This window comes from Acinetobacter bereziniae LMG 1003 = CIP 70.12 (assembly GCF_000368925.1).
Lineage (GTDB): Bacteria > Pseudomonadota > Gammaproteobacteria > Pseudomonadales > Moraxellaceae > Acinetobacter > Acinetobacter bereziniae.
Map to the genome: position 1 here is coordinate 55,282 of NZ_KB849754.1, position 23,202 is coordinate 78,483.

Sequence of the window (23,202 nt, forward strand, 5' to 3'; positions counted from 1 at the left end):
CGATGAATAACTTAAATCGCAAGGACTCATTTATAATTACTCTTTTATTTGAGCATTTAATTGAAGTTAAGATTAGAGGGCACTGTTGCAAATAGAGATTTGAGTCGATGATGTTCCCTTTAAAAAGTACTTAGAGACCGAAAACCCTGTTGATTAGACACACTTCACCCTGAGGCTGACCATAATAAAATGACGATGCTTGTCCTTTACGTAGTGCACGCATGACTTCAATACCTTTAATTGTGGCATAAGCCGTCTTCATAGATTTGAATCCTAATGTGGCCCTGATGATCCGCTTTAGCTTGCCATGATCACATTCAATCACGTTATTTTTATACTTAATCTGCCTGTGCTCAAGGTCTGGTGGACATTTACCTTCCCGTTTTAACCGTGATAAAGCACGTCCATATGTGGGTGCTTTATCCGTGTTGATCACTTGTGGAATTTGCCACTTCTTCACATTATTTAAAATTTTTCCAAGAAAACAATAAGCTGAATGGGTATTTCGTCTAGCAGAAAGATAGAAATCAAGAGTATGGCCACGTTGGTCAACTGCACGGTATAGATATGCCCATTTGCCATTCACTTTTACGTAAGTTTCATCCAGATGCCATAAATGTCGATCTGTAGGATTACGCCAATACCAACGTAAACGTTTTTCCATTTCTGGAGCATAACGCTGAACCCAGCGATAAATTGTGGTGTGATCAACATTCACTCCACGTTCGGCCAGCATTTCCTGAAGTTCACGATAGCTGATGCCATATTTACAATACCAACGAACAGCCCAAAGAATGATTTCACCTTGAAAGTGCCGACCGTGGAAGGGATTCATCTGCTGTATCTCGAAATAAATAAGATATTTAGCTTATCATGTCAGCCTATTTGCAACAGTGCCGAATGCAAAGCCTTGGAAAGATCAGCAAGTCAGGTCTATAGAACGAAATGAGTTATTGAAAACAGTCAAACTGCTAGGAAGGTCACTTTGGAAAAAGTGGTCTGGTTATCATCGTCGAAGTTTGGTGGAAACCAAGATGCATTGCATCAAATTATTAGGCGATAAATTAACAGCAAGGAGTTTTCCTAGTCAGGTGAATGAGATTCATGCACGCGTAGCCGTCTTGAACAAATTCACAGAATTGGGGCGCCCTCACACCCAAGTTGTCACTTGAATTTGGCTCAATTAGGATCGCTCTATCTTTCAAACCTTTATGCAACAAAGCCAGTCCCTATGTTAATTTGAAGAATGCTTCAATCTGACGGCTGCGAACCGCCAGGGACAGGCGCAATGTCAGATTCTGTCGCGGCCTTGGCGCGTGCCTGGAAGCGTTCATAGCAATCCAGCCCGCAGAAATGTTCGACGTATTCCGCGCCTTCCGGGGTGAAGGCGGCATCGAGCGGAATTTCTTTGCAGCATACGCAGCAGGTGGTGCAACTGGCAGTGTTCGGGGCGTTTGCGTTCATGGTGGTACTCCTCCAGATTGGTAGCGAAGCTCAAAGCTGCCCACTCTCGGCTGGCTGGGAAGCGGTCATGATCTTCCCTTGAAGGCCCGCAGCAGCCGCGTCACAGACAGGACAAACAAGCCGGTCAGCGTGAGGGCTGCAATACCCCAGTGCTCCCCGATGAACGCGCCGGCCGTCGTGCCGGCTAGCACAATGGCGAGAATCGGCAAATGGCAGGGACAGGTGAGCACGGCCAGCGCGCCCCACAAGTAGCCGGTGATCGGTTTGTGCGTCTCAGACGGCAAGTGCTCTGGGCTGTTCATGGCAGACTCTCCGCGTGCTGTGCCGGTTCGGTTGGCATGGCGGCCAGTTGCATTTCGAGGCTGGCCAGGGCCTCGCGCCGACGCTCGACGAGTTGCCGCAACACGGCAAGCTGCGCAGACGCACCGTCACCGTCCGCAGCATCCAGCGCCCGGCACAGCCGCGCCAATGCGCCGAGGCCGATGCCCGCCTCGAAGGCGGCCCGCACGAAGCACAGTCGCTGCAAGGCGGCGTCATCGAACAGGCCGTAGCCACCCGTGGTGCAGGCGACTGGCCGCAGCAATCCGCGCAGCAGGTAGTCGCGCACGATATGCACGCTCACCCCGGCATCAAGGGCCAGCCGGGACACCGTGTAGGCGTTCATCGAACACCTCCTTTTGGTCGGTTCACGGCAATGCATATACCGTTTCGCCGAGTTCAATCCGCGCGCTGCGAATCCGATGCCGGTGCCGTAGAACATTGGGTCGATATCCGATCACGGTGTCCTAGATGACATGGTCTGCAACAGATGTCGATTAAACTCCTGGCCCAAGCCGAAAGCCTCGTGGACACTGACGATCGCCAATCCTTCCAATCCTTGATGCTTGGAGGCCCAGTCTTCCGCCGTCGGGACAGATGCAAAGAAATGTACATGGCAACAGAAGGACTGACGAACGTCGGCTGCTTCCTGCGGCAATACCAAGGACACCGCCATGCCGGCAGGTTCGACAGCCTGTATCTCGCTGGGTGAAACCGTGAGTGAAACGGGTGCTCCGGTTGCAGCGCAATGCGATGAGACGCGAGCTGTACGGCCGATCAGCGCCGGAAATATCAAGGTGTCCAGCGCGCACCAGGCATACAGACGGCGGTCGTCAATTTCAAAGACATACGAAGTCTCGCGCAAGGTGAGGCCGTAGCCGATGATGTTCCCATCTTTGTCATATTCGGTACTGGTGGCCTGTTCGAGTACGGCGGCCACTCGCTCAGCGGGCCAGTCGAGAATCCCGGCAAGTGTCGTTCGTGAAACCGGACGCCCCTTGGCGAGTTCCCGCAGTAGCGGGACCAAGAGATCCGCAGTACCATTGGTACGATTGACCGAAGTGAGACGTTCTAAAATATATGGGGCGAGCTTCATGGTTCCATCTCCTTTCATCCTGCGCAGCAGGACAATTGTTTGACATCCTGAATTGGATAGCGTAACCTTACTTCCGTACTCATGTACGGAGTCAAGCGATATGCAAATTAATTTTGAGAATCTGACCATTGGCGTTTTTGCCAAGGCGGCCGGGGTCAATGTGGAGACCATCCGGTTCTACCAGCGCAAGGGCCTGCTGCCGGAGCCAGACAAGCCCTATGGCAGCATTCGCCGCTATGGCGAGGCGGATGTAACACGAGTGCGGTTCGTGAAATCGGCCCAGCGGCTGGGCTTTAGCCTGGACGAAATCGCCGAGCTACTGCGGCTGGAGGATGGCACCCATTGCGAGGAAGCCAGCGGCCTGGCCGAGCACAAGCTCAAGGATGTGCGCGAGAAGATGGCCGACTTGGCACGCATGGAGGCCGTGCTGTCTGAACTGATGTGCGCCTGCCATGCGCGGAAAGGGAACGTTTCCTGCCCGCTGATTGCGTCACTGCAAGACGGAACGAAGCTCGCTGCATCGGCGCGGGGGAGTCACGGGGTGACTACGCCTTAGCGTGCTTTATTTTCCGAATTCTGAGACGACCCCTAGATGCCTGGTCAAGACTGCATACTTGCAGTTTTGACCAAGCATCGGAATATAATTTTAAGCAATAAAAAAGCCAGTATAGAGCTGGCTTTTTTATTCAATGATCTTAAAAACAATATTATGTAGCAACTTCACAAAAAGATAATAATCAGCAGGTTACAGTGAGAAACCTAGATTAACTCGGCATCCTATTGTGAAAATCAATAGCAAAATCTGATTCAGATCGTGGTTCGGTATTGTAGAATTTGAAGCCTAAACATTTAACTTCCTTATAACCATGCTCTTTAACTTCATTTAAGAACTCAACATAGTTTTGTGAATCATCTTGATCTGCATCAAAAACAATTTGGCTTTCATCATCCAAACTAATCAATACTTCCTCTTTCCAAGTATCCTTTTCAAGCAAATGACCACCTTTAGGCTCAATTAAGCATTGATAGTACATTTCACTATTTTCAGCATCATTAATGATCAGCATGTAGTCAGGGCTGAATCTACGACCATCTTTGGCGATCAGGGCCGGCCAGTCGATACGGGTCTCGCCGGCAATGCCTTTGCCATGCATGCGACGGGCGTGGTCCGCCGCGGTGGCGCCGCCTACGAGCATTTTTTTGGGATCGCACCCGCGCAGTGCGCACGTGCCACCAAAGGGGCGGAAATCAATCACCGCAACACTCCATCCGGCAGCCCGCACACGCATCGCGGCGACCATCGCTGCCGTCCCGGTGCCAATAATCACAAGGTTGTATCGTTTCATCATTCACTCTCCTAATTCGATAAAATAGGTGCGTTCCGCGGAACGCCAGGATGCGAAGCACACGACCACTCGGACTTTCTAAAGCGTGCAAAGTTGCCGCCACCGACTGGTCCATCGAAGGCAGCACTGCTGCAATACCTGGCTTGGAGCGCTCAACCTGGCTCTGTAACCGTTGCAAGGCAGTCACTTCGGTCCTGCCCGGCGATGATCAGGCACTTCGCCTGAAAGCGCGGATCCCTCGTGCCAAGGACAGGATGAACAGCCCCGTCAGGGCGACTGCCGCGATGACCCGATGCTTTCCGAGGAGCCAGCTGCCCCCTGTGCCGGGGAGTACAACGGCGAGCACCGGCAGGTGGCAGGGACATGTGAGCACCGCAAGCGCGCCCCAAAGGTAGCCGCTGAGCGGCTTGGGTGTGTCGGGGGGAATGCGCTCCTGACTATTCATACAGGAAGCGCCGACGCGCCATGCGCCAATTCAGTCAACTGGGCTTCCAGGTTCGCCAGCGCTTGGCGGCGGCGCTCGACGAGCTGGCGCAGCACGGCAAGCTGCGCGGCCGCTTCCTCGGAGTCCGCAGCATCCAGCGCCCGGCACAGCTGCGCCAACGCATCCAGGCCGATACCCGCCTCGAAGGCCGCCCGTACGAAGCACAGCCGTTGCAAGGCAGCATCGTCGAACAGGCCGTAGCCGCCAGGGGTGCACGCCACGGGCCAGGCGGAACCCGCCGCTGTTTTTCCAAAGTCCTTGACTCCGTACTTAGCTCCGGACGTACGATCATGTTTTCGATGGATCTTGCAAAGGAGAATTTATGTCTGAGCCGCAAAAAGGCCGCGGCGCCCTGTTTGCTGGTGGGCTGGCCGCCATTCTTGCGTCGGCCTGCTGCCTGGGGCCGTTGGTGTTGGTCATGTTGGGATTCAGCGGCGCTTGGATGAGTAACTTGGCGGCATTGGATCCTTACCGCCCCATCTTTCTCGGTGCGGCATTGATAGCAATGTTCTTTGCCTACCGCCGCATCTTCCGGACTACGCAAGCATGCGAGCCTGGCGATGTATGCGCTGCCCCACAAGCCAAGACGTCGTACAAAGTCATCTTTTGGATTGTGGCTGCGCTAGTTGTCGTTGCACTAACGTTCCCGTATGTAATGCCCCTGTTCTACTAATTGAGGAAAAATCATGAAAAAACTGCTTACCGCTCTTGCCCTTGCCGCTACCTTCGCTGTCCCTGCCTGGGCCGCCACGCAGACGGTCACGTTGTCCGTTCCCGGAATGTCCTGCGCGACTTGCCCTATCACCGTGAAGAAGGCGCTGAGCAAGGTAGAGGGCGTTAGCAAGATCGAGGTCGACTACGCAACCAAGCTGGCTGTTGTGACGTTCGACGATGCGAAAACCAGCGTCCAGGCATTGAACAAGGCGACGACGGACGTGGGCTACCCTTCTGAACTGAAGAAATAAGGCATCAAATGACGGCGGCGTCGCCAGAGCCAGATAGAGATGTTGTTCTGGCGATTCTACTGTCAGTCATTCCGTGCACAACCTGTAAATGACGTACGGAGCCTGTTCGCTGATGCGAAAAACTGATCCAGTTACCGAGGCGTTGTACGACTCGGCTTGGGCATAACGGATGAAAGAGAGAGCAAAATGCAAGAATTAAACGAAGTTGGTCTGAGCGTGGCGGGCATGACTTGCCCAAGTTGCACAAAGCACGTTGAGGACGCGCTGCTGGCGGTTCCCGGCGTGATACGAGCGTCTGTCGATTATCCGGCGAACAGGGCGCAGGTCACGGGCAATAGGCTTGACGTATCGGCACTCGTGACGGCAGTGGGGGCACTTGGTTATCGTGCTAAGCCTGCAGACGAAGTGGAAAGCAAAAGGCGCAGTGCTGAACGGCCAGGACTTCTTGGCAGAGCCGCCCAGTGGCTGAGCGGTGACCGCGCGGTGGAGGAGCTGGCCGGTCAGTTACATGTGGCGGTTATCGGTAGCGGCGGAGCCGCTGTGGCGGCTGCGCTCAAAGCGGCGGAAAACGGTGCCCGGGTCACGCTGATCGAGCGCGGGACTATCGGCGGCACCTGCGTCAACGTGGGTTGCGTTCCCTCCAAGATCATGATTCGGGCAGCCCATATCGCTCATCTGCGCCGTGAAAGTCCTTTTGACGTGGGACTGTCGGCAACGCCCCCAGTTGTCCTGCGTGACCGTCTGCTGGCGCAACAGCAGGCCCGTGTGGACGAGCTGCGTCATGCTAAATATGAAAGCATCCTCGAAAGCAATCCGTCGATCAATCTGGTGCGAGGCAGCGCCCGATTCAAGGATGGCCAAACGCTTATCGTGGAAGCGGCAGAAGGTGACACTCGCGAAGTGGCCTTCGATCGCTGTCTCATTGCCACTGGTGCAAGCGCTGCCATCCCGCCGTTGCCTGGTCTTGCAGGAACGCCATATTGGACGTCCACCGAAGCCCTGGTTAGCGAAGCCATTCCTAAACGGCTGGCAGTAATTGGCGCCTCGGTCGTAGCACTGGAACTGGCACAAGCGTTTGCGCGCTTGGGCAGCGAGGTGACGGTCCTGGCCCGGCGCACCTTGTTTGCCAGTGACGACCCTGCCATTGGCGAGGCCGTGACTGCAGCTTTCCGTGCGGAAGGCATCACGGTGCTGACACAGACGCAGGCGAGTGCCGTGACCTATTGCGACCGCCAATTCATCCTGACGACCGCGCAGGGCGAGTTAAAGGTGGATCAATTGCTTGTTGCCACCGGCCGCACGCCAAATACCGCAAGCCTGAATCTCGAGCGCGCAGGTGTGACGTTTGACTCGCAACATCGCATCCTGATCGATCAAGGCATGCGCACGAGTGCTTCGAACATTTACGCAGCTGGCGACTGCACTGACCAGCCTCAGTACGTCTACGTTGCAGCCGCGGCTGGTACCCGGGCTGGCATTAATATGACCGGCGGCGACGTAAAGCTCGATCTCGACGCCATGCCGGCAGTCGTGTTCACCGATCCGCAAGTTGCCACGGTAGGCTACAGTGAAGCAGAGGCCCAGCGCATTGGTCTGCAAACCGAAAGCCGTACGCTCACGCTCGACAATGTGCCGCGTGCACTCGCCAACTTCGACACGCGCGGCTTTATCAAGCTTGTCGCTGAGGTTGGATCTGGACGCATTCTTGGGGTTCAGGCTGTGACACCGGAAGCAGGCGAGATCATCCAGACTGCCGCAATTGCGATCCGTGCCCGCATGACCGTCCAAGATCTCGCCAACCAACTTTTCCCCTACCTCACCATGGTTGAAGGTCTCAAACTGGTGGCGCAGACTTTCTCGAAAGATGTGACACAGCTATCGTGCTGTGCCGGCTAAACCTTGGGCACGAAAACAGCGACAGAGGAGCTTTTATGTTTTGCGACATCAGACTGACAGCACGTTGCGCACGTGCTTCCCTAACCATCCTGCTGGCGAGTACCGCAACGTTAGGCATGCCAAACAATGCGCTGGCGGCTTATGATTTTTCTAAGCTCGGCGCCGCGATTGAAACATTGTCGCCAGAGACCGTCAGTGATTGGGAAAAGAAGGCCAGGGCTGGCGATGCCATGGCTCAGAACATCATGGGTCTTGCCTACAAATGCGGTATGGGCGTAAAGCAAAACCACGCGGCATCGATCCAGTGGTTCCGCAGGGCGGCCGAGCAGGGTGAAGCCGATGCACAGTTCAACCTCGGGCGCCTCTACGGAAGTGAAGTCGACGGTATGTATAAGAATGGGCGTGCGGCTCCTGCCAACGATGCAGAGGCTTTCAAGTGGTACCGCCTCGCTGCCGAGCAGGGACACACGCAGGCTCAAGTCAGGCTGGCCCAGCTGTTTGCAAAGGGTCTTACCGACATCGCGCCCGACCAGGTGCAGGCATACCAGTGGATGAGTCTGGCCGCAGCGTCGGGAGAACCGACAGCAGCAAAAGTCGTTGCAGACTATGCAGCTCAAATGAAGCCCGAACAGTTACAGCAAGCCCAGCTGCTGGCCGAGGAATGGCAACGCCGGCAAGGCACAAAGTAATTCGTCTTTTTTAAGCGCAGGACGTAACCGCCGAGTAAGGTTTATCTCGGTTGATCGCTGCCCGATATAACAGGTGGAAAATGGACAAGACTATTTATTCCAAAAAGATTGCCGAAAGCCTTTCATCTGGCAATCATCCTAAAGAGTTCGCAACGCTCTTTGTCGCGCTGCTCCGACAGCTAGCGATGGGGGGACCTGTATCACGCGAAAAGCTCGCCGGCGCACTCGGATGGTCTGGAGCGAGAGTTGCAACGGTACTTGAGCAGGCACCTGGTACGGAATATGACGACGAGGCCAATATCATTGGACTGGGCCTGACGCTACGCGAAACCCCTCACGTTTTTGAAGTGGATGGCCGCCGTTTATACACCTGGTGTGCGCTCGACACCTTGATGTTTCCCGCTTTGATTGGCAAAACAGCCCGTGTCACGTCGCGCTGTGCTGCCACCGGCAGGCCGATTACGCTCACAGTTGCGCCAGAAGCAGTGCTTCATGTCGAACCGGCAGAAGCAATGGTTTCACTGCGAACTCCGGATGCTTCACCCGACATTCGCTGTTCCTTTTGCTGTCATGTGCATTTTTTTGCATCGCCTTCTGTTGCAAATGCATGGGCTTCGACGCACCCGGGGATAGAGCTCGTGCCTGTCGAGAATGCATTCGGTCTCGGACATCTGATCGCGCATAAGCTGTTAGAAGACAGCGAGCGAAACACGGCATGAATGCCTACTCGATTTCGAAGCTTGCTGAAGATGCAGGCGTAAGCGTGCATGTTGTGCGCGACTACTTGATGCGCGGGTTGTTGCATCCCGCCTGGCGAACCGAAGGTGGCTACAACGTTTTCGATGCCAAAACACTGGAACGGTTGCGTTTCCTGCGCGGGCACTGTTGCAAATAGGCTGACATGATAAGCTAAATATCTTATTTATTTCGAGATACAGCAGATGAATCCCTTCCATGGTCGGCACTTTCAAGGTGAAATCATTCTTTGGGCTGTTCGTTGGTATTGTAAATATGGCATCAGCTATCGTGAACTTCAAGAAATGCTCGCTGAACGGGGTGTGAATGTTGACCACACCACAATTTATCGTTGGGTTCAGCGTTATGGGTAATCCCCCCTAAAAATAAAAGGATCTAAAAGTAGAATTTTCTCTTAAGATACGAGCAGGAGATTCTGCATGAAAACATCTAAATTTACTGACAGCCAGATCATGTCCATTTTAAAACAGGCGGAGTCTGGCACACCTGTAGCCACCCTTTGTCGTGAACATGGCATGAGTAATGCCACGTTTTATAAATGGCGTGCCAGATATGGCGGTATGGATACCTCATTGATGGCTCGACTGAAAGAGCTGGAAGCAGAAAATACCAGACTAAAAAAAATGTATGCTGAAGAGCGATTAAAGGCAGAGATTGTTCAGGAAGCAATGTCAAAAAAGTGGTGAAGCCATCTTGCCGACGTCAGATGGCTCAACAAGCCGTTGCCCTGCATGCGGTTAGTATCCGTTTAGCTTGCTCTGCATTTGGCATTAGTGAAACCTGCTACCGTTATCAGGCTAAACTTTGCGATGACAATGCATTAATTGCTAAACAGCTCATTGAACTCACTGAGGCAAATTCCGATTGGGGATTTGGTCTGTGCTTCTCATATTTACGACATGTTGAGAATCACTGCTGGAATCACAAGCGGGTTTACCGCATTTACTGTGAGTTGGCACTAAATCTGCGTATTAAACCGAGAAGAAGACTAAAACGGCACGCGCCTGAACCATTGAAAGAACCAATCCGAGAAAATCAGGTCTGGTCATTAGATTTTATGCATGATCAGCTGATCGATGGTCGAAAGTTCCGATTATTAAATGTGATTGATGACTACCGTCGAGAAGGCTTAGCGATTGAAGCAGGATTCTCATTACCTACAATCCGAGTTATTCGTACGTTGAATCAGTTGCTGGAGTGGCGAGAAAAGCCGTTAGTTATTCGGTGTGACAATGGCCCGGAGTTTATCAGTCATGAATTTGTACGCTGGGCTACTGAGCACGGTATTCGTATTGAATATATTCAACCAGGTAAGCCACAGCAGAATGCGTATATTGAACGTTATAATCGGACTATACGTTATAGCTGGCTAAGCAAGCATCTATTTGACACACTGGAAGAAGTACAAGATTATGCAACAAACTGGTTGTGGCATTACAACCATGAAAGACCACATCAAGCTAACAAAGGAAAGCCACCTCTAAGGGCTGCTTAACCTCTACTTTTAACTTCGGTTATTTATGGGAGGATTACCATAACTTAAAGCAGAATAGGGAGGCTTTAAGGATGTAAATAAGATATGTGAAGGAATTTCTTTTCGGATTTCATTTATATAGATTTGAAGAATTCTGTAGTCTCGTTCCTGCAGTTTAATTACTCGGTACGAATATTCATTTTTGATTTTTGGCTTTTTTGATCGATCATCGAACTCATCATCTGTATTTGTAATAATTAAACTAAAACTATGATTCTGAATTGATTTTTTAATAGAGTTGGTTGTTAGTAGCATAAGCTCACCAATTCTAAGACCATAGTTGAGCATGAGATGTATGATCAGAAAGTTTCTGAGTTGTACATTTTTAGATCTAAAAGGATTTAATTCATTGTATTTATTAGAGTTACTTGGTGAAATGACTGAATACAATCCTTTAATCATTTCCTGATTCATGCTCTTAAAATTATGATTTATCTCACTTTTAATTGTCTTATTGGCTTTTGAAAAATTATTTATAATTTTTTTCTTTATTGTCATATATTTATTCAAGTTTTCTTTAATTTTTTGAATTTCCTTCAACGTAAGTTGTGGCTGTGATTGCATGCTTAAGTATTCATTAATCAAGAAGTTGTAAAACTTTAAGAAGGATCTAACTCTATGACCAATTGTTGTGTAATTAATATGTTCTGAATTGCTTAGCCGTATAAGATTACTTTCAAGTTTTTTATTATTTTCTAAGTAAACAATGAAATTATCAATTTCACATTGAATGATCTCAAAATTATAGGATGTCGAATAGAACGACTCACAAAAGGACGTGGCAAACTTTTCAAACCAAAATTCATACCAAAATTTTATTGCGATTAAATCTGCATGCTGCGTAGAGATACTTTGAAATCTAAGAAATTTCATGGTGTACAGCATAGGGTACATACATGGACAGAATGAATCTAAATCAAATAAAAGAATAATTTGATTTTCGTTTGAGACTTTCTTTTCTAAATGAATTGTTTTTAAAGCAAACATAGTAAAGTTTATGAATTATTCTTAAGGTCAACATATCATATTTTATGATTGAAATAGAAATTAGTTAAGTTATTGAATCTTAGTTCAAGAAAGAAAAATATGAAGTTATTGTTAGGTGTATCGGAATTGTCATAATTATAATTCTCAAAGGAGTAGAAAAGGCACTACCCCACAATTTTTTTCTCTCAAAATGTCATTCACTGTCATTTTTTAGTGGCAAGTACCAGGTGCAATTCTTTTTACGGTGTATTACACCGTAGATGTTTTGAGTGAGCTTAGCTGGCACCGTAAAAGTTTTGATCGACAAAATATCCAAAGTCAACTGGACTGTTAATCCATTTGCTAAACAAAACGTGAAACAGCAAATTATTGTAGTCTATATATTTTTCATAATTGTTCACGATACCTAAGTTCAGCAAGTTTTTTTCAAACTCAATGCGTTCAATGGGTTCTGATTTCACAAATGCATGGATGGATGCTTTGATTACATGATAATTATAACTTTCTGATGGACATTGACGTTCACATGAAATAATTCCAGCTTCAATGAACAAATTAATATTACGCTGCCAAGAACGTCCGTGAATGTGGTAATTCAGGCAGTCACCAAGTTTTTGCAGATCTGACAATTTAAAGGATTTGTTTTGGCAAACTGCAAAATATGTAAAGGTAAAATAACGATATGAAATATCTTTTTTTAATATCTTAAACTTAGGATTGTCATAAAAGTTAACATTAGCATTCGTTCTATATATTTTAAGGAACAGCTCACCATACTTACTTAATCTATAATATTTAGATGAGCGACAAGTAGAACGCCCTAGATCCTCTATCATCCCCAATTGGACCCAATTTTTAATAAGACGCTGAATAGAACGAACGAGCCATTTAGACTTATAACCCTCTAATTCATCTATATAGGTGCCTTTCAGGAAGTGAACACTCAATGGTCGTGGGTGATGTTCTACAAACTGAGTGAACAGTCGATGTATAAATTTTATATCCAAAATTGTATTTAGAGCTCTCATGATAAGTACTTTAAAACCATCTTAAAACCATCTTAAAACCATTTTAACAAAACCTTTTAAACCTTTTAATTTTTTTTAAATTAAATATACTTAAAACCATAATAATAGCTTAAAGGGTTTTAATTGTGCTAAAGCTAAAATGTATATCGATATTAGCAATGTCAATCATTACACAATCTATCTTTGCTGAAAATTCAGTAGTACTTGATGTTGGCCATTCACCAAAACAAGCTGGATCTACTGCAGCTAACGGCTATCCTGAATACACTTACAACCTTAGCATGGTCAATTCTATTGAATACTTTCTTAAATCGCGTCATGTCCAAGTGCTCAGATCTTCAGTGAATGAAGATAAAGTCTCACTGGTTCAACGTGCGACCAGATACCCTAATGCTAATCTTTTTATTTCGGTGCACCACGACTCAATACCTACTGAGCTGACCAAGTACAAGAATCAACTCAAAGGTTTTTCAATTTTTGTATCAAAGAAAAATCCAGAATACGGAAAAAGTTTGAAATGCGCCAATCTCATTGGCCAGAACCTAAAATCAATTGGTGAAAGCCCTTCTACTTACCATGGCATTAATATACCAGGTGAAAACAAAAAGCTTTTGACCTCAAATGGCGTATATCAATATGACAATCTAGTGGTCCTGAAGAAATCACAAAAGCCGGCGGTTTTAATTGAGATCGGCGTGATTGCCAATCCTGAAGAAGCAAATCGCTTATCTAATCAGAAAGTAATCTGGAAAATATCTGAAAATATTGCTCAGTCGATACAGCAATGTTTAAACCAATAAGGTGCATGCTGCAGTAATCAATATGCACCCCTCTAGAATTAGAATCTTATGCCGACCGTTTCACCATCATCATTGACCGCACCAGCATCATAAGTGTTATGCCATACGCCATTAATCATGACCAAGTGTGGCGCCCAAAATGACACTGTTTGAATATTATGCAAAACATCATCTGGCGTATCGAAACTAGAAGCACCTATATAGCGGAAGAACATCAAGTTTTCGCCTAGTTCTTCAATATACATTTCAGGATCAAAGTCATCCAAAAACTCTTTATCTTCACGTATCACTTCGTTTAACTCAGTTTCAACGAGTTTGAGTAAAGCGGTAGGCGTAGGTAAACCATCATAAGCCCATTCAGACTCTTTACCTTCAAGTTCCATCCCATCTTTAATATCAAATGCAGCGACATATCCAGTAAAGTAATTTTCAGCTTGCGAGAAGTTATTCGGCATGTCTTGATAGTATCTATCAAGTACGGTCTTAATCTTTGCCAAGGTTGCATCAATCGTACTTTGAATTGCACTTTCAGCACGTTCTTGAGCTGTACCTCTTTGCTTAGCTTGCCCCATGTGTACCCCCTGATTATTCACATTTTGACTAGTATTTTATTTCTAAAGCCTATTGTTTCAGCACTTTAAACCGATTCAGTATATACCAAAGGTTTGCTATTTATATTTCATATATACGATAAGTCTCAAATACTACAAATGGCTTGGTAGCTAAGTGATATAACATGTTTTTGTGCTTCAGGCTTTACAATGCTTTTCTCAGATTATCTAGACCAACATGCCGTTATTCTTGCGCTATGTTTGGCAATCTGCATATCTTCAGTTGTGGTTTATACAAAGTATAGAACTCTACGCGCCGTTTATCTTACTGGTGCATCCCTATTCACTTTAACCGCCACAATATTTCTATCGATCGGATTTTATTTAACTACATTGGATGTATCTGCTTCAGATAGAAAGGAGATCCAAAGCATTATTTCTCAAGTGAGCCAAGACAAAAATATCGCTTCAGCAATTGAACTCAATCAAAGAAATAACTATGAATTATTGGTTGCAGTATCTCAAAAGAAAAACCTTACCTACTCAGATCTAGGCAGTATTCAATATGGCCAAGTACGTGACACAGTAAATTTGACGAAATATTCTCAATACAAAACTTTGGTGAATGCTGAGTACTAATATTTATTGTTGTTTGCGTTGTTCAAGAACACTGATTTATGCACTACTCGTTGTTCTTCCTCATATCGTATCACTTCATGAGCCACGCAATATAGAGATATATTTCTTAGACATTGTTTCCATAAAAGTTCTGGATAGAGTTTTGTATAGGTCAGGAATGTTCTTTTCCCAAAACAACAATATTTCACCCTTCGTTTTGCATAATTTAAAATCATCGGTATTGGTGAGATCCTCTACCTGTTGAATCATCACTTCCCTTTCTTTTTCTTTGGCTTGTTTTTCTAAAACTTTTTGTTCCTTGATTTTGTCTTGTTCAGACAAAAAGTTCCTACTTTTCTCGCGTTTTTCACTGTCAGTAATGAACTTAACCAAGTGGAATAAATGTTCCATCCATTCATCCGTATGGGTTAAGCCAAGGATGCAACCATTTAGATTAAAGCCAACATTAACCAGGCCTATATCTGATGATGTTTTATTTCTGATATTCAAAATGACATCTTCATCCAGTTCATTTTCTGCAATGAATTCGTCTATATAGTGTTGGTACTCTGGAGATAGAAAACCGTCAAAGGTATATCGAACAACGGTGGTGTATCAAAAAGTATGCTAAAAAAAAGCAGGTTGAATTTTGATAAAATAGAGAAATGCAAATAACTCTAGAAATCAAATGTCCAACCTGCCTCAGTGACAGTATAAAGAAAAATGGCATCAAAGTAGATGGGAAACAAAACTACCAATGCAAAGACTGCAAACGTCAGTTTATTGGTGACCATGCTCTGAGCTATCTAGGATGTAATTCTGGCATTACTCGTAAAATATTACAGTTAATGGTCAGAGGCAGCGGTATACGAGATATCGCTGAAGTTGAGCGCATTAGTATCGGTAAAGTCTTACGGACTTTAACTGAATCGGCCTATCAAATTCAGCCTAAACAAAGTCATTATGAATCTCTCGAAGTAGATGAATTCTGGACTTTTGTTGGAAATAAAAATAATAAACAATGGCTTATTTACGCCTACCATCGAGAAACAGGTGAGATTGTTGCTTATGTTTGGGGTAAGAGAGATTTAGCTACAGTCCAAAGGTTGAAGACAAAGCTTAAACAATTAGGTATTCACTACACCCGAATTGCAAGTGATCATTGGGACAGTTTCATCACTGCTTTTAAAAACTGCAAGCAAAGTATTGGTAAGTTGTTTACTGTAGGAATTGAAGGTAATAATTGCAAAATAAGGCATCGAATAAGGCGTGGTTTTAGAAGAAGTTGCAATTTCTCCAAAAAGCTTGAAAACCATTTTAAAGCCTTCGACTTAACCTTCTTTTACATCAATAATGGCTTCATTTAATGTCAGCATACTTTTTAAAACACCACCATGGCTTCATTTAATGTCAGCATACTTTTTAAAACACCACCAATTATTTGCATGCGCTGCGTATAGCAAAATCCACAGTAGCTTGTGAAGTTGTTAACTTCACAAGCTACTGTCATCGCAAATATTAATGTAGAGAGGTTTTAACATGACGCAATCTGAAGTAATTAGCCCAGCCGGCAGAAATGACCTTTATGAACGACACGGTTACTCAGCTGCAATAAAGTCAGGTGATTTGTTGTTTGTATCCGGCCAAGTAGGAAGTTTGCCTGATGGTAAACCTGAACCTGATTTTACTCGTCAGGTTGAACTGGCATTTGAGAACCTACAAGCCACATTAAGTGCCGCAGGATGCACACTCAGTGATCTTGTTGATGTGACATCATTTCACACCGACCCTGAAAAGCAGTTTGAGACGGTATTGGCGATAAAGCAAAAGATGTTTCCTTCGGCTCCATATCCAAATTGGACCGCAGTTGGAGTTACATGGCTGTCTGGCTTTGATTTCGAAATCAAGGTCATTGCTCGTATACCAGCAAAAAACTGAACTTTTTGTTCCAGAAAAAGCTTACAAAAGATGCTTCACACTTTGATAAGAAAATAATTGAAAAATTACCATTCGGAGAAATACCATGGAAAAACCGTTACTTTTCATCACCCCTGGCTACGGAGAAACTTTGCTGAACGCATTGCATTATTCTCAGGCACTAAAAATTGGCAATTGTGTCGAAACATCTGGTCAGGGTGGCTGGAATGATGATTTAAAGATACCAAACTCTCTTGAGGAAGAGATCGCCCAGGCATTTATTAACGTGGAGCGCACTCTTGCGACTGCAGGCGCCAGCTGGGAACAGGTTGTTCATGTTAACTCCTATCATGTTGGCGGTTTCCCCCCAATAGTGAACAAGACAATGACCAGCCTGTATCGCCATTATATGCCTCACCGGGCTCCAATATGGACACAGTTGGGAGTTGAGTCTTTAGGGCTGCCGGAGATGCGTATCGAAATACGGGTCACAGCCATCATTCCATAAGGTGACTATAAAGCTACTTTATCGGTTGACCGTTTAGTGATCAGCAGCATTAGCTTTAGATAGCCAGGTTGATAAAGCTTAGTCAACAATAACATTCAAAGCCTCCGGACCGAAACCTGCCATGGAGTCATAGAACAAACGAAGGAGGCCAAAGCAATTCAATTAACAGTATCAGCAAGGACAGGAAAAGCCAAAAGCTTATAAACACAGCTAAAACTCAAATCAAGCAGGTAACTATTGTACAAAACAACACCAATGCTACAGGGATAACTTCAAGTCTGACAGATCTATGCTAGAGTTAAATCAACGGCTTAATTCATTTTTCCATGCAGGATCTTTGAAAAATGCAGCAGAAAAACGGAGAAGCATATGACCATTAGTTTAGCTCCAACAGCTATTGCAGAAACCACACTAAAAGATCCTGCTGAAGCAGATCAGAACCTGCGGGATATCACTGAACTGGCGCGTTATATCTGCGATGTGCCGGTGGCTATAGTGACGCGAATCGATGACACAAAGCTGAATTTAATTGCCAAAGTTGGTATTTCAGGTACCTCTGTATTAATTAAAGAGTCCTTTTGCGTGTATGCCATGGAAACACCTGATGCGGTAATGGTGGTCCCTGACGCGACTTTAGATCCCAGATTCAGTACTAATGCGATGGTGGTTACTGAGCCTGGCTTCCGATTTTATGCTGGCTCGCCGCTGATTGATCCCGAAGGTGTAGTGATAGGTACAATTTGTGTCTATGATCATGTGCCTAAGCAGCTGAATCAGCGGCAGATAAGCTCTTTACAGGCTCTGTCCAGGCAAGTGATCGCCATACTTGAACTGAAAAAAGTCGGCGAACAACTACACAAAACCAGCATGACAGATGCATTGACAGGGGTAAACAACAGACGAGCATTTGACCTCAGGTTTGAAGCTGAATTTGCTCGCAGGCAAAGAACAGGCCAGTCATTTGTGTTGGCGCTGATTGATATTGATCACTTTAAAAGTTTTAACGACAGCTATGGACATGCCGAAGGTGATCAGGCACTGAGCCTGGTAGCAGGTCTGTTTCAGCGCAACAGCAGGAACTATGACTTTTTCGCCCGTTATGGTGGTGAAGAGTTTGTGCTGATCTTGCCAGGCACAGACATCGTGTCGGCCAATAAAACACTGGAAAAATTAAGGCTGGTAGTGGCTAACCATGAATGGCCATTACGACAATTAACGGTCAGCATCGGTTTGGCCAGCGCTGATTTATTTAACGACAAAAAGCAGTTGCTCGAAGCCGCCGATCAGATGTTATACAAAGCTAAAGCCCAAGGCCGCAATCAAACCAGTGTGTTCTGTTAATTTGAGGGGGATCACCTAACAACTGGTAGATAAGCTGGTCTCATATGGGCAATAATTAGTCCGTTTAAATACATCGGTAAAATGCCACTTGCACAGCTTCTTTGTACACTGTGGGACTCTATTTAAAGTTGGCCGGCACATTGATTGCGTAGCGAAAATAGAGTGCTTTAGCCAGCACAATTTCAGATTAGCCGATTCGGTAAGCTTTCTGCATTTGCGGAGACAACTTTTTTAACCAGTTTGAAAGACTGAAGCCTTTTCTGTCGGTACTATTCAATTTAGTAAAATACAGATGTTCATCCCAGCGAGGACCGAAATCTACTTCAGCAAGACTTACAAGCTGTTTGTTTCTGCGAAGACGATGCTTTTGATGGTAATCTTCGGCTGGCCAAAAATAACCATTTTGTTGTCCGGCTTCAATCACCTCGGGAGACTTATCCTTTCCAATCGCTTGGATCAGTTCTTCAGTGACTTGTTTTTGCTCCTGATCAAAGACAAAAAGTATCTGGCGATACTGACCCTGCTTTCTGACATGAACAAACCATGACTCAAAACCTCCAAGAAGTTCTCTATAGCTAATTTGGTCTTTATCGTAGATCACTCTGACGACTTCGGCGTGTCCCTTGATGTTGCGGTAACTCGGATCCAGAGTTGATGCTCCAGCGTAGCCAACACGTGTTTGCACTACTCCCGGCGTCCCTCCAAAATTTGAATCCGGTCCCCAAAAGCAGCCCGTGCCAAAAACCGTTTGACTAAGTTTTCCGGTTTTCAATGCTTCTTCGATAGCTTCAGGGGTCGCAAATTCATAGCTTTCAACATCGTCTTCTTTATTCATTTTTAGATCCGACATATTTTTCACCTAACTTTTTAAGAATTGTAGCCACTCCCATTCGCAGATCAGCAGCAGCCGACGGTCGTCTTCATGAACATCCAAAAAACAAACTGGATCCCTTTTTCTGTCAAGTACGAATGGTAAATCTTGGTTTTATGGCAGTCTTTATGACCGAACAGCTTGATCAACACACAACGGCTTCTTTTTCCAAAAGGTTCACTTTCATAAAACTCCTCAATTTAAAAATTATTCTACAAACTTCAATGACTCAGAGTTAATGCAGAATCGGACCCCTGATGGCTCAGGGCCATCTGGAAAAACGTGCCCCAGATGGGCTTCGCACACATTGCATAACACTTCGATTCTGCGCCCGTACGTCGTATCCAGTTCATATTGAATTACGTTGTCGGCGACAGGCTCAGAAAAACTCGGCCATCCCGTTCCCGAATCGAACTTTAGGTTCGAGTCAAAGAGTTCGGTGTCGCAGCCAACACAGGCGTATCTACCTGCTTCATAAAATGAACAGAGTCCTCCCGTGTGCGGGCGTTCGGTGCCTTTCATTCGCATAACCCGAAATTGCGCGGGCGTCAGAATTTCTTTCCACTCTTCCTCGCTCCTTTCAACTTTTCTGGGAGGTGCTGGAGTGCCGTTATCGAGGTAGCTGTAAATGCTTTTCCAATTGAACATATATTTGATCCTTTATTTTAGGGCTTGCTCTTTAGCCATCAATCCACGAGAAGAAGTCTGTAGCACTGCCAATGAATTCTCCATCCACAAAAACTTGCGGAACAGTTTGAAGATTTGTTCTTTCCTTCAACTCCAAGTAAGTCTTCGGATCGTCGTCTACGCGAATTTGTTTGAAATCAACCTTTTCAGAAGTTAGGTAATTCTTTACGCGTGCGCAAAATGGACAATGGTCTTTCGTATAGATGACAACATTCTTAAGTGTTTTCATAATTTCCTCTTTCATTTGGTTTATGGTTTAGTCTCTTTCAAAATGGCAAGAGTATCCGTTGGGATTCCTTTGCAAATAGTTTTGATGATATGCCTCAGCGTCGTAGAATTCTTTTTCCAAGGCGACGGTCGTAACTACTTCATTCTCGAAGCGACCGATCTCATTGACCTCCTCAATCACGTTTTCGATAATCGCTTTCTGGGCATCGTCACGATAGAACGCAGCAGAGCGATACGAAGATCCAACATCATTCCCTTGGCGATTCTTCGTAGTTGGATCATGGATCTTGAAAAAGTAATGTAGAATCTCTTCGAGAGATATTTCGTCTGGGTCGTATTCCACGCGAACAGCTTCGGCGTGACCCGTTTTCCCTGTTTTAATATCGGCGTAGGTAGGATCATCAAAATCTCCGCCAGAGTAGCCCACCTTTGTTGACGTCACGCCGTCCAGATTCCTAAGGAGGTCTTCAAGACCCCAAAAACACCCTCCGGCAACGATCACATAATTTAGTTTCATAAAGCCTCCTTGGTTTTTATCTATTTACTGATTAAACTGACTTTACAGCATGTATAATAGATATAACATGCCCAGTAGTTCGTATAATGTGACTTATTAGACAGTTTGCGTAGGAGCTAAGTATGGATGTTCTCAGTGAGATTTTAGATAAGGTAGAGCTTACTAGTAGCTACTGGTATAGAACATCATTTGCAGGAGACTGGGGCATCAGTCTCCCGCAGGAAGAGAATCTAGCGAGATTTCACATCGTGACCCATGGCGAGTTTTGGTACGAGGTGCCAAAACTTAAACTTAAGGCTTTGGCGGAGCAAGGCGATATTTTGATTTTATTCAAAGGGATGGAGCACACCATGACCAGTGCACCAAAAATCAAGGCCGAGCCCGCGGTCGAATTTAGATCCAAGGCCAACCTCACTGAAACTCAAGTTCTGGAATATGGTGATCAGAGCAAGCTCAAAGCAAACGTCGTTTGCGGACATTTTTGTTTTGATGGCGGACCCGATCATCCATTCTTAAATTCGCTGCCAAACGTCGTGCATATCAAGAGTACTGAGAACTCCCACTCGCCTTGGCTTACCATGCTTTTAAGTATTATAGAGCAGGAAGCAAAATCAGGGCTTCCTGGAAGCAACACGCTAGTCAGGAAGCTGACCGAAATTATCTTCGTGCAAGCGTTAAGAATTCACATGTACAAATCCAACAAAAATGTAGGATTTTTCAAATTGATCGAAAATCCGCAACTCAGCAAATCCTTGGAAGCTATCCATCATAGTCTCGATAAAAAATGGGGTCTTGACGATCTCGCTGAGATTGCTGGAATGTCGCGTACGAACTACAGCGTTAAGTTTAAGAAACTGTCTGGCATGACACCTCTTGATTATTTAACCTATTGTCGGCTTGAAAAAGCGAAGCAGCTGCTTAAAGAAACCGGTAAATCTGTTCCTGAAGTGAGTGAAGCCATTGGGTATCCGGCACATGAACACTTTCAAAAATTATTTAAGAAAAAAATTGGCGTAACTCCTAGTGCTTATAGAAAGGAAAATTCTAAAATGGCGTAAAAATGATAATCTAAGACACAACTTCGACTTTCATCGCTGAGAGTTTATAAATCGTCTCCCACCACCGGTATCCATAAGCAGATAAACCGAGTTCTTGAAGCATTCCTGCTTTCAATGTCGTCGACGTGATCACGATTCGAGTTCAGATAACTACTCTGTTGATGAATACTCTCAGTTAATTGCTGCTCACCAGATTCCAACACAGCACCAGCGAGCTCGGCACATACGGAAGCAAAACCATAAAGCGCTTGATTATCACGGGTAAAATGCAGTGGCATCGTCTGGCCTTTTACATGGAGGGACCATTCCAAAACTCTATGTTTACCTTTTATTCGGCTACTGACAAATACCGTTTTACTGGTGCCGCTGGCGCCAATGACTAAAAAGCTGGTGATAGCCAGCCCTATCAGCGACCATAACTCAGGTCTCCCACTGAGTAACAGTGGGTTAGGCAAATGACTCCTCAAAACGAGTTCAGTACCAAGCGTCAACGCTGTTTTATAGACTGCTTGTTCTAATAATGGCGTTGCATCAACCAGTGACGCTTCAGCCTCACAGCTATAAGGTTCAGCGACAGCTGTAGCTCTCAACCATTCTGTTTCATGGGCAATTGCCAACAAATTTGACCAAATTCGAACCAGTGCCGCGATATGAATGGAGTTTTCATGAGCTAAGACAGTTTGATTAAGCTGTAGCTCAAGCTCCTGATGCCAATATTGGTACTGGCTAGTCAACAGTACAAATAACTCGGATTGAAGTAACTTATTAGTCGCTACCGGTTTTATCCTATTGGATATCTCATTGAAAAGTTGGATAAATTTTAAGTCTGCTTGTTGCTCACGCTTGAGCTGCTCTTGTTGTTGCTGCAGCAATTGCAAATCATATTCAATAGCCTGCTTAAAGAGTGTGAGTAAGGAACAGTGTTGTGATGCCCGGTCTGCGCTTGCCCGGTCCAACATACACAAAGTACCGAAAGTTTCTCCGCTAGGCCAAAGCAAAGGCAGCCCGTAGTAATAACTAAAGCCTGCGGCAAATGTCGGGTTATTGTTCTCGTATCGGGTACCGATTGCATTTTCAACTAGCAATGGCTGGTGACTGGCAATGACTTGGGAACAATAACTGTTTAGTGCCAATGGAATAGGTTCATCGCAATAAAAAGCTGGTTTCGACACACTGCCAACTGCCTGAACACAAATTTCGTTTTTATCTAATCGATTAATCAGCACGCAAGGCACTTCCGCGACTTGAGCCATCATGTTTACAATGCCCTGCCAGCGCTCTAACAGCAGTGCGATTTCTATGCTCAAATCTATTGCCACTTGTTCCCTCAATATTTAAATAGCCCCTTTTACTTTATTCAATCCTGTTGATCTCAAAGTATCAAGCAGGAAACGAAGTAATTGGTGTCAATCAGAACATCAGAAGCCTTGGTGCGTTAAGCAGTGCACATAGGCGCGAAGTAAAGTGCTCAAGTCTGATTGTGGCAAGAAATTGTTACTTTGTCAGGGGATAGTCAACAAAGTACTACCGTGCGAATTGCTGG

The 23,202-nt window shown here is 45.7% G+C and carries 29 protein-coding genes and 5 pseudogenes; 17 read left to right on the forward strand and 17 right to left on the reverse strand.

The genetic code is table 11. The features are described from left to right. Positions 1–130 precede the first annotated feature (130 nt). Positions 131–835 (reverse strand): IS6 family transposase, encoded by a 705-nt coding sequence (locus F938_RS00285; RefSeq protein ID WP_005028420.1) that lies wholly within the window; start codon positions 833–835, stop codon positions 131–133. A 64-nt stretch (positions 836–899) separates the two neighbouring features. Here F938_RS00285 and F938_RS00290 point away from each other — a divergent pair. Further along, positions 900–1,172: pseudogene (locus F938_RS00290) on the forward strand (transposase); the annotation flags it as partial. Between the two features lie 79 nt (positions 1,173–1,251). On the opposite strand, the gene F938_RS23505 reads toward F938_RS00290, so the two are convergent. The 4 genes from F938_RS23505 to merB (F938_RS00300) form a co-directional block, all read right to left on the reverse strand. Beyond that, positions 1,252–1,464, reverse strand: a complete 213-nt coding sequence (locus F938_RS23505; protein WP_000993245.1) for a DUF3330 domain-containing protein — start codon at positions 1,462–1,464, stop codon at positions 1,252–1,254. Between the two features lie 65 nt (positions 1,465–1,529). After that, positions 1,530–1,766, reverse strand: a complete 237-nt coding sequence (merE, locus tag F938_RS23515; RefSeq protein WP_001087807.1) for a broad-spectrum mercury transporter MerE — start codon at positions 1,764–1,766, stop codon at positions 1,530–1,532. Continuing rightward, the gene (gene merD / locus F938_RS00295; RefSeq protein ID WP_010591789.1) at positions 1,763–2,128 is read right to left on the reverse strand and encodes a mercury resistance co-regulator MerD; all 366 of its coding nucleotides are present in this window, start codon (positions 2,126–2,128) and stop codon (positions 1,763–1,765) included. Before merD (F938_RS00295) ends, merE (F938_RS23515) begins: the two co-directional genes overlap by 4 nt. Positions 2,129–2,239: 111 nt before the next feature. Continuing rightward, positions 2,240–2,878, reverse strand: a complete 639-nt coding sequence (gene merB / locus F938_RS00300; RefSeq protein WP_000761850.1) for an organomercurial lyase MerB — start codon at positions 2,876–2,878, stop codon at positions 2,240–2,242. Positions 2,879–2,978: 100 nt separating this feature from the next. Between merB (F938_RS00300) and merR the strand changes: the two genes are divergently transcribed. Next, positions 2,979–3,434, forward strand: a complete 456-nt coding sequence (merR, locus tag F938_RS00305; protein WP_001166626.1) for an Hg(II)-responsive transcriptional regulator — start codon at positions 2,979–2,981, stop codon at positions 3,432–3,434. 208 nt (positions 3,435–3,642) lie between these two features. Here merR and F938_RS00310 read toward each other — a convergent pair whose 3' ends face one another. The 3 genes and pseudogenes from F938_RS00310 to merD (F938_RS00320) all read right to left on the reverse strand — a co-directional run. Continuing rightward, positions 3,643–4,227, reverse strand: a complete 585-nt coding sequence (locus F938_RS00310) for an FAD-dependent oxidoreductase (protein ID WP_228129500.1) — start codon at positions 4,225–4,227, stop codon at positions 3,643–3,645. A gap of 205 nt (positions 4,228–4,432) precedes the next feature. Beyond that, positions 4,433–4,669, reverse strand: a complete 237-nt coding sequence (gene merE, locus F938_RS23520) for a broad-spectrum mercury transporter MerE (protein WP_010591735.1) — start codon at positions 4,667–4,669, stop codon at positions 4,433–4,435. Further along, positions 4,666–4,932, reverse strand: a pseudogene (gene merD, locus F938_RS00320) (mercuric resistance transcriptional repressor MerD); the annotation flags it as partial. The pseudogene merD (F938_RS00320) and the gene merE (F938_RS23520), both read right to left, overlap by 4 nt. Before the next feature lie 98 nt (positions 4,933–5,030). Here merD (F938_RS00320) and merT point away from each other — a divergent pair. The 8 genes and pseudogenes from merT to F938_RS00365 all read left to right on the forward strand — a co-directional run bounded on the left by merT (position 5,031) and on the right by F938_RS00365 (position 10,509). Beyond that, entirely contained in the window at positions 5,031–5,381 is a 351-nt protein-coding gene (merT, locus tag F938_RS00325; RefSeq protein ID WP_005028429.1) for a mercuric ion transporter MerT, read from the forward strand. A 13-nt stretch (positions 5,382–5,394) separates the two neighbouring features. Next, the gene (gene merP / locus F938_RS00330) at positions 5,395–5,673 is read left to right on the forward strand and encodes a mercury resistance system periplasmic binding protein MerP (protein ID WP_005028432.1); all 279 of its coding nucleotides are present in this window, start codon (positions 5,395–5,397) and stop codon (positions 5,671–5,673) included. Between the two features lie 186 nt (positions 5,674–5,859). Continuing rightward, complete coding sequence (gene merA / locus F938_RS00335; RefSeq protein WP_005028435.1) at positions 5,860–7,569, forward strand: mercury(II) reductase; 1,710 nt, start codon at positions 5,860–5,862, stop codon at positions 7,567–7,569. A 35-nt stretch (positions 7,570–7,604) separates the two neighbouring features. Further along, on the forward strand, positions 7,605–8,258 hold the full coding sequence (gene merG / locus F938_RS00340; RefSeq protein WP_005028438.1) for a phenylmercury resistance protein MerG: 654 nt from the start codon (positions 7,605–7,607) through the stop codon (positions 8,256–8,258). Positions 8,259–8,338: 80 nt separating this feature from the next. After that, positions 8,339–8,977 (forward strand): organomercurial lyase MerB, encoded by a 639-nt coding sequence (gene merB, locus F938_RS00345; protein ID WP_005028440.1) that lies wholly within the window; start codon positions 8,339–8,341, stop codon positions 8,975–8,977. Further along, positions 8,974–9,135: pseudogene (locus F938_RS00350) on the forward strand (MerR family transcriptional regulator); the annotation flags it as partial. The gene merB (F938_RS00345) and the pseudogene F938_RS00350, both read left to right, overlap by 4 nt. A gap of 64 nt (positions 9,136–9,199) precedes the next feature. Then, positions 9,200–9,361 (forward strand): annotated as a pseudogene (locus F938_RS00355) (IS6 family transposase); the annotation flags it as partial. A gap of 72 nt (positions 9,362–9,433) precedes the next feature. Beyond that, a protein-coding gene (locus tag F938_RS00365; RefSeq protein WP_098733269.1) for an IS3 family transposase occupies positions 9,434–10,509 on the forward strand; the annotation gives its coding sequence in 2 pieces (ribosomal slippage) (positions 9,434–9,686 and positions 9,686–10,509; 1,077 coding nt in all). A gap of 33 nt (positions 10,510–10,542) precedes the next feature. On the opposite strand, the pseudogene F938_RS24905 reads toward F938_RS00365, so the two are convergent. After that, a pseudogene (locus F938_RS24905) lies at positions 10,543–11,535 on the reverse strand (site-specific integrase); the annotation flags it as partial. Positions 11,536–11,810: 275 nt separating this feature from the next. Then, a complete protein-coding gene (locus F938_RS00375) occupies positions 11,811–12,563 on the reverse strand; it encodes a hypothetical protein (RefSeq protein WP_005006271.1) in 753 nt (250 codons plus the stop codon). Positions 12,564–12,721: 158 nt separating this feature from the next. On the opposite strand from F938_RS00375, the gene F938_RS00380 reads away from it, so the two are divergent. Beyond that, a complete protein-coding gene (locus F938_RS00380) occupies positions 12,722–13,363 on the forward strand; it encodes an N-acetylmuramoyl-L-alanine amidase family protein (protein ID WP_005028445.1) in 642 nt (213 codons plus the stop codon). A 38-nt stretch (positions 13,364–13,401) separates the two neighbouring features. Here F938_RS00380 and F938_RS00385 read toward each other — a convergent pair whose 3' ends face one another. Further along, complete coding sequence (locus F938_RS00385) at positions 13,402–13,935, reverse strand: hypothetical protein (protein ID WP_005006266.1); 534 nt, start codon at positions 13,933–13,935, stop codon at positions 13,402–13,404. Positions 13,936–14,124: 189 nt separating this feature from the next. Between F938_RS00385 and F938_RS00390 the strand changes: the two genes are divergently transcribed. Continuing rightward, a complete protein-coding gene (locus F938_RS00390) occupies positions 14,125–14,553 on the forward strand; it encodes a hypothetical protein (RefSeq protein ID WP_005006263.1) in 429 nt (142 codons plus the stop codon). Positions 14,554–14,628: 75 nt separating this feature from the next. Here F938_RS00390 and F938_RS24635 read toward each other — a convergent pair whose 3' ends face one another. Then, positions 14,629–15,042: a hypothetical protein gene (locus tag F938_RS24635; protein ID WP_010591495.1), complete on the reverse strand. Its 414-nt coding sequence runs from the start codon at positions 15,040–15,042 to the stop codon at positions 14,629–14,631. A gap of 155 nt (positions 15,043–15,197) precedes the next feature. Here F938_RS24635 and F938_RS00400 point away from each other — a divergent pair, with 155 nt between their 5' ends. From F938_RS00400 to F938_RS00415, 4 genes are all read left to right on the forward strand, one after another. Further along, a complete protein-coding gene (locus tag F938_RS00400; protein ID WP_005005861.1) occupies positions 15,198–15,899 on the forward strand; it encodes an IS1 family transposase in 702 nt (233 codons plus the stop codon). Between the two features lie 172 nt (positions 15,900–16,071). Further along, positions 16,072–16,470, forward strand: coding sequence for a RidA family protein (locus F938_RS00405; protein WP_005028447.1), 399 nt, complete (start codon positions 16,072–16,074; stop codon positions 16,468–16,470). Positions 16,471–16,555: 85 nt separating this feature from the next. Next, positions 16,556–16,957, forward strand: a complete 402-nt coding sequence (locus tag F938_RS00410; protein ID WP_005028450.1) for a RidA family protein — start codon at positions 16,556–16,558, stop codon at positions 16,955–16,957. A 369-nt stretch (positions 16,958–17,326) separates the two neighbouring features. Beyond that, entirely contained in the window at positions 17,327–18,298 is a 972-nt protein-coding gene (locus F938_RS00415; RefSeq protein ID WP_005028453.1) for a sensor domain-containing diguanylate cyclase, read from the forward strand. 187 nt (positions 18,299–18,485) lie between these two features. Here the strand turns inward: F938_RS00415 and F938_RS00420 are convergent, their stop codons facing one another. From F938_RS00420 to msrA, 4 genes are all read right to left on the reverse strand, one after another. Continuing rightward, the gene (locus F938_RS00420) at positions 18,486–19,148 is read right to left on the reverse strand and encodes a peptide-methionine (S)-S-oxide reductase MsrA (RefSeq protein WP_005028456.1); all 663 of its coding nucleotides are present in this window, start codon (positions 19,146–19,148) and stop codon (positions 18,486–18,488) included. Between the two features lie 228 nt (positions 19,149–19,376). Then, entirely contained in the window at positions 19,377–19,817 is a 441-nt protein-coding gene (gene msrB, locus F938_RS00425) for a peptide-methionine (R)-S-oxide reductase MsrB (RefSeq protein WP_005006253.1), read from the reverse strand. Positions 19,818–19,848: 31 nt separating this feature from the next. Beyond that, complete coding sequence (locus F938_RS00430; RefSeq protein WP_005006251.1) at positions 19,849–20,085, reverse strand: glutaredoxin; 237 nt, start codon at positions 20,083–20,085, stop codon at positions 19,849–19,851. Positions 20,086–20,112: 27 nt separating this feature from the next. Then, complete coding sequence (gene msrA, locus F938_RS00435) at positions 20,113–20,601, reverse strand: peptide-methionine (S)-S-oxide reductase MsrA (protein ID WP_005006250.1); 489 nt, start codon at positions 20,599–20,601, stop codon at positions 20,113–20,115. 122 nt (positions 20,602–20,723) lie between these two features. On the opposite strand from msrA, the gene F938_RS00440 reads away from it, so the two are divergent. Continuing rightward, positions 20,724–21,659 (forward strand): AraC family transcriptional regulator, encoded by a 936-nt coding sequence (locus tag F938_RS00440; RefSeq protein ID WP_005006248.1) that lies wholly within the window; start codon positions 20,724–20,726, stop codon positions 21,657–21,659. A 44-nt stretch (positions 21,660–21,703) separates the two neighbouring features. Here F938_RS00440 and F938_RS00445 read toward each other — a convergent pair whose 3' ends face one another. Continuing rightward, positions 21,704–22,978, reverse strand: a complete 1,275-nt coding sequence (locus tag F938_RS00445) for a hypothetical protein (RefSeq protein WP_005006246.1) — start codon at positions 22,976–22,978, stop codon at positions 21,704–21,706. Positions 22,979–23,202 lie beyond the last annotated feature (224 nt).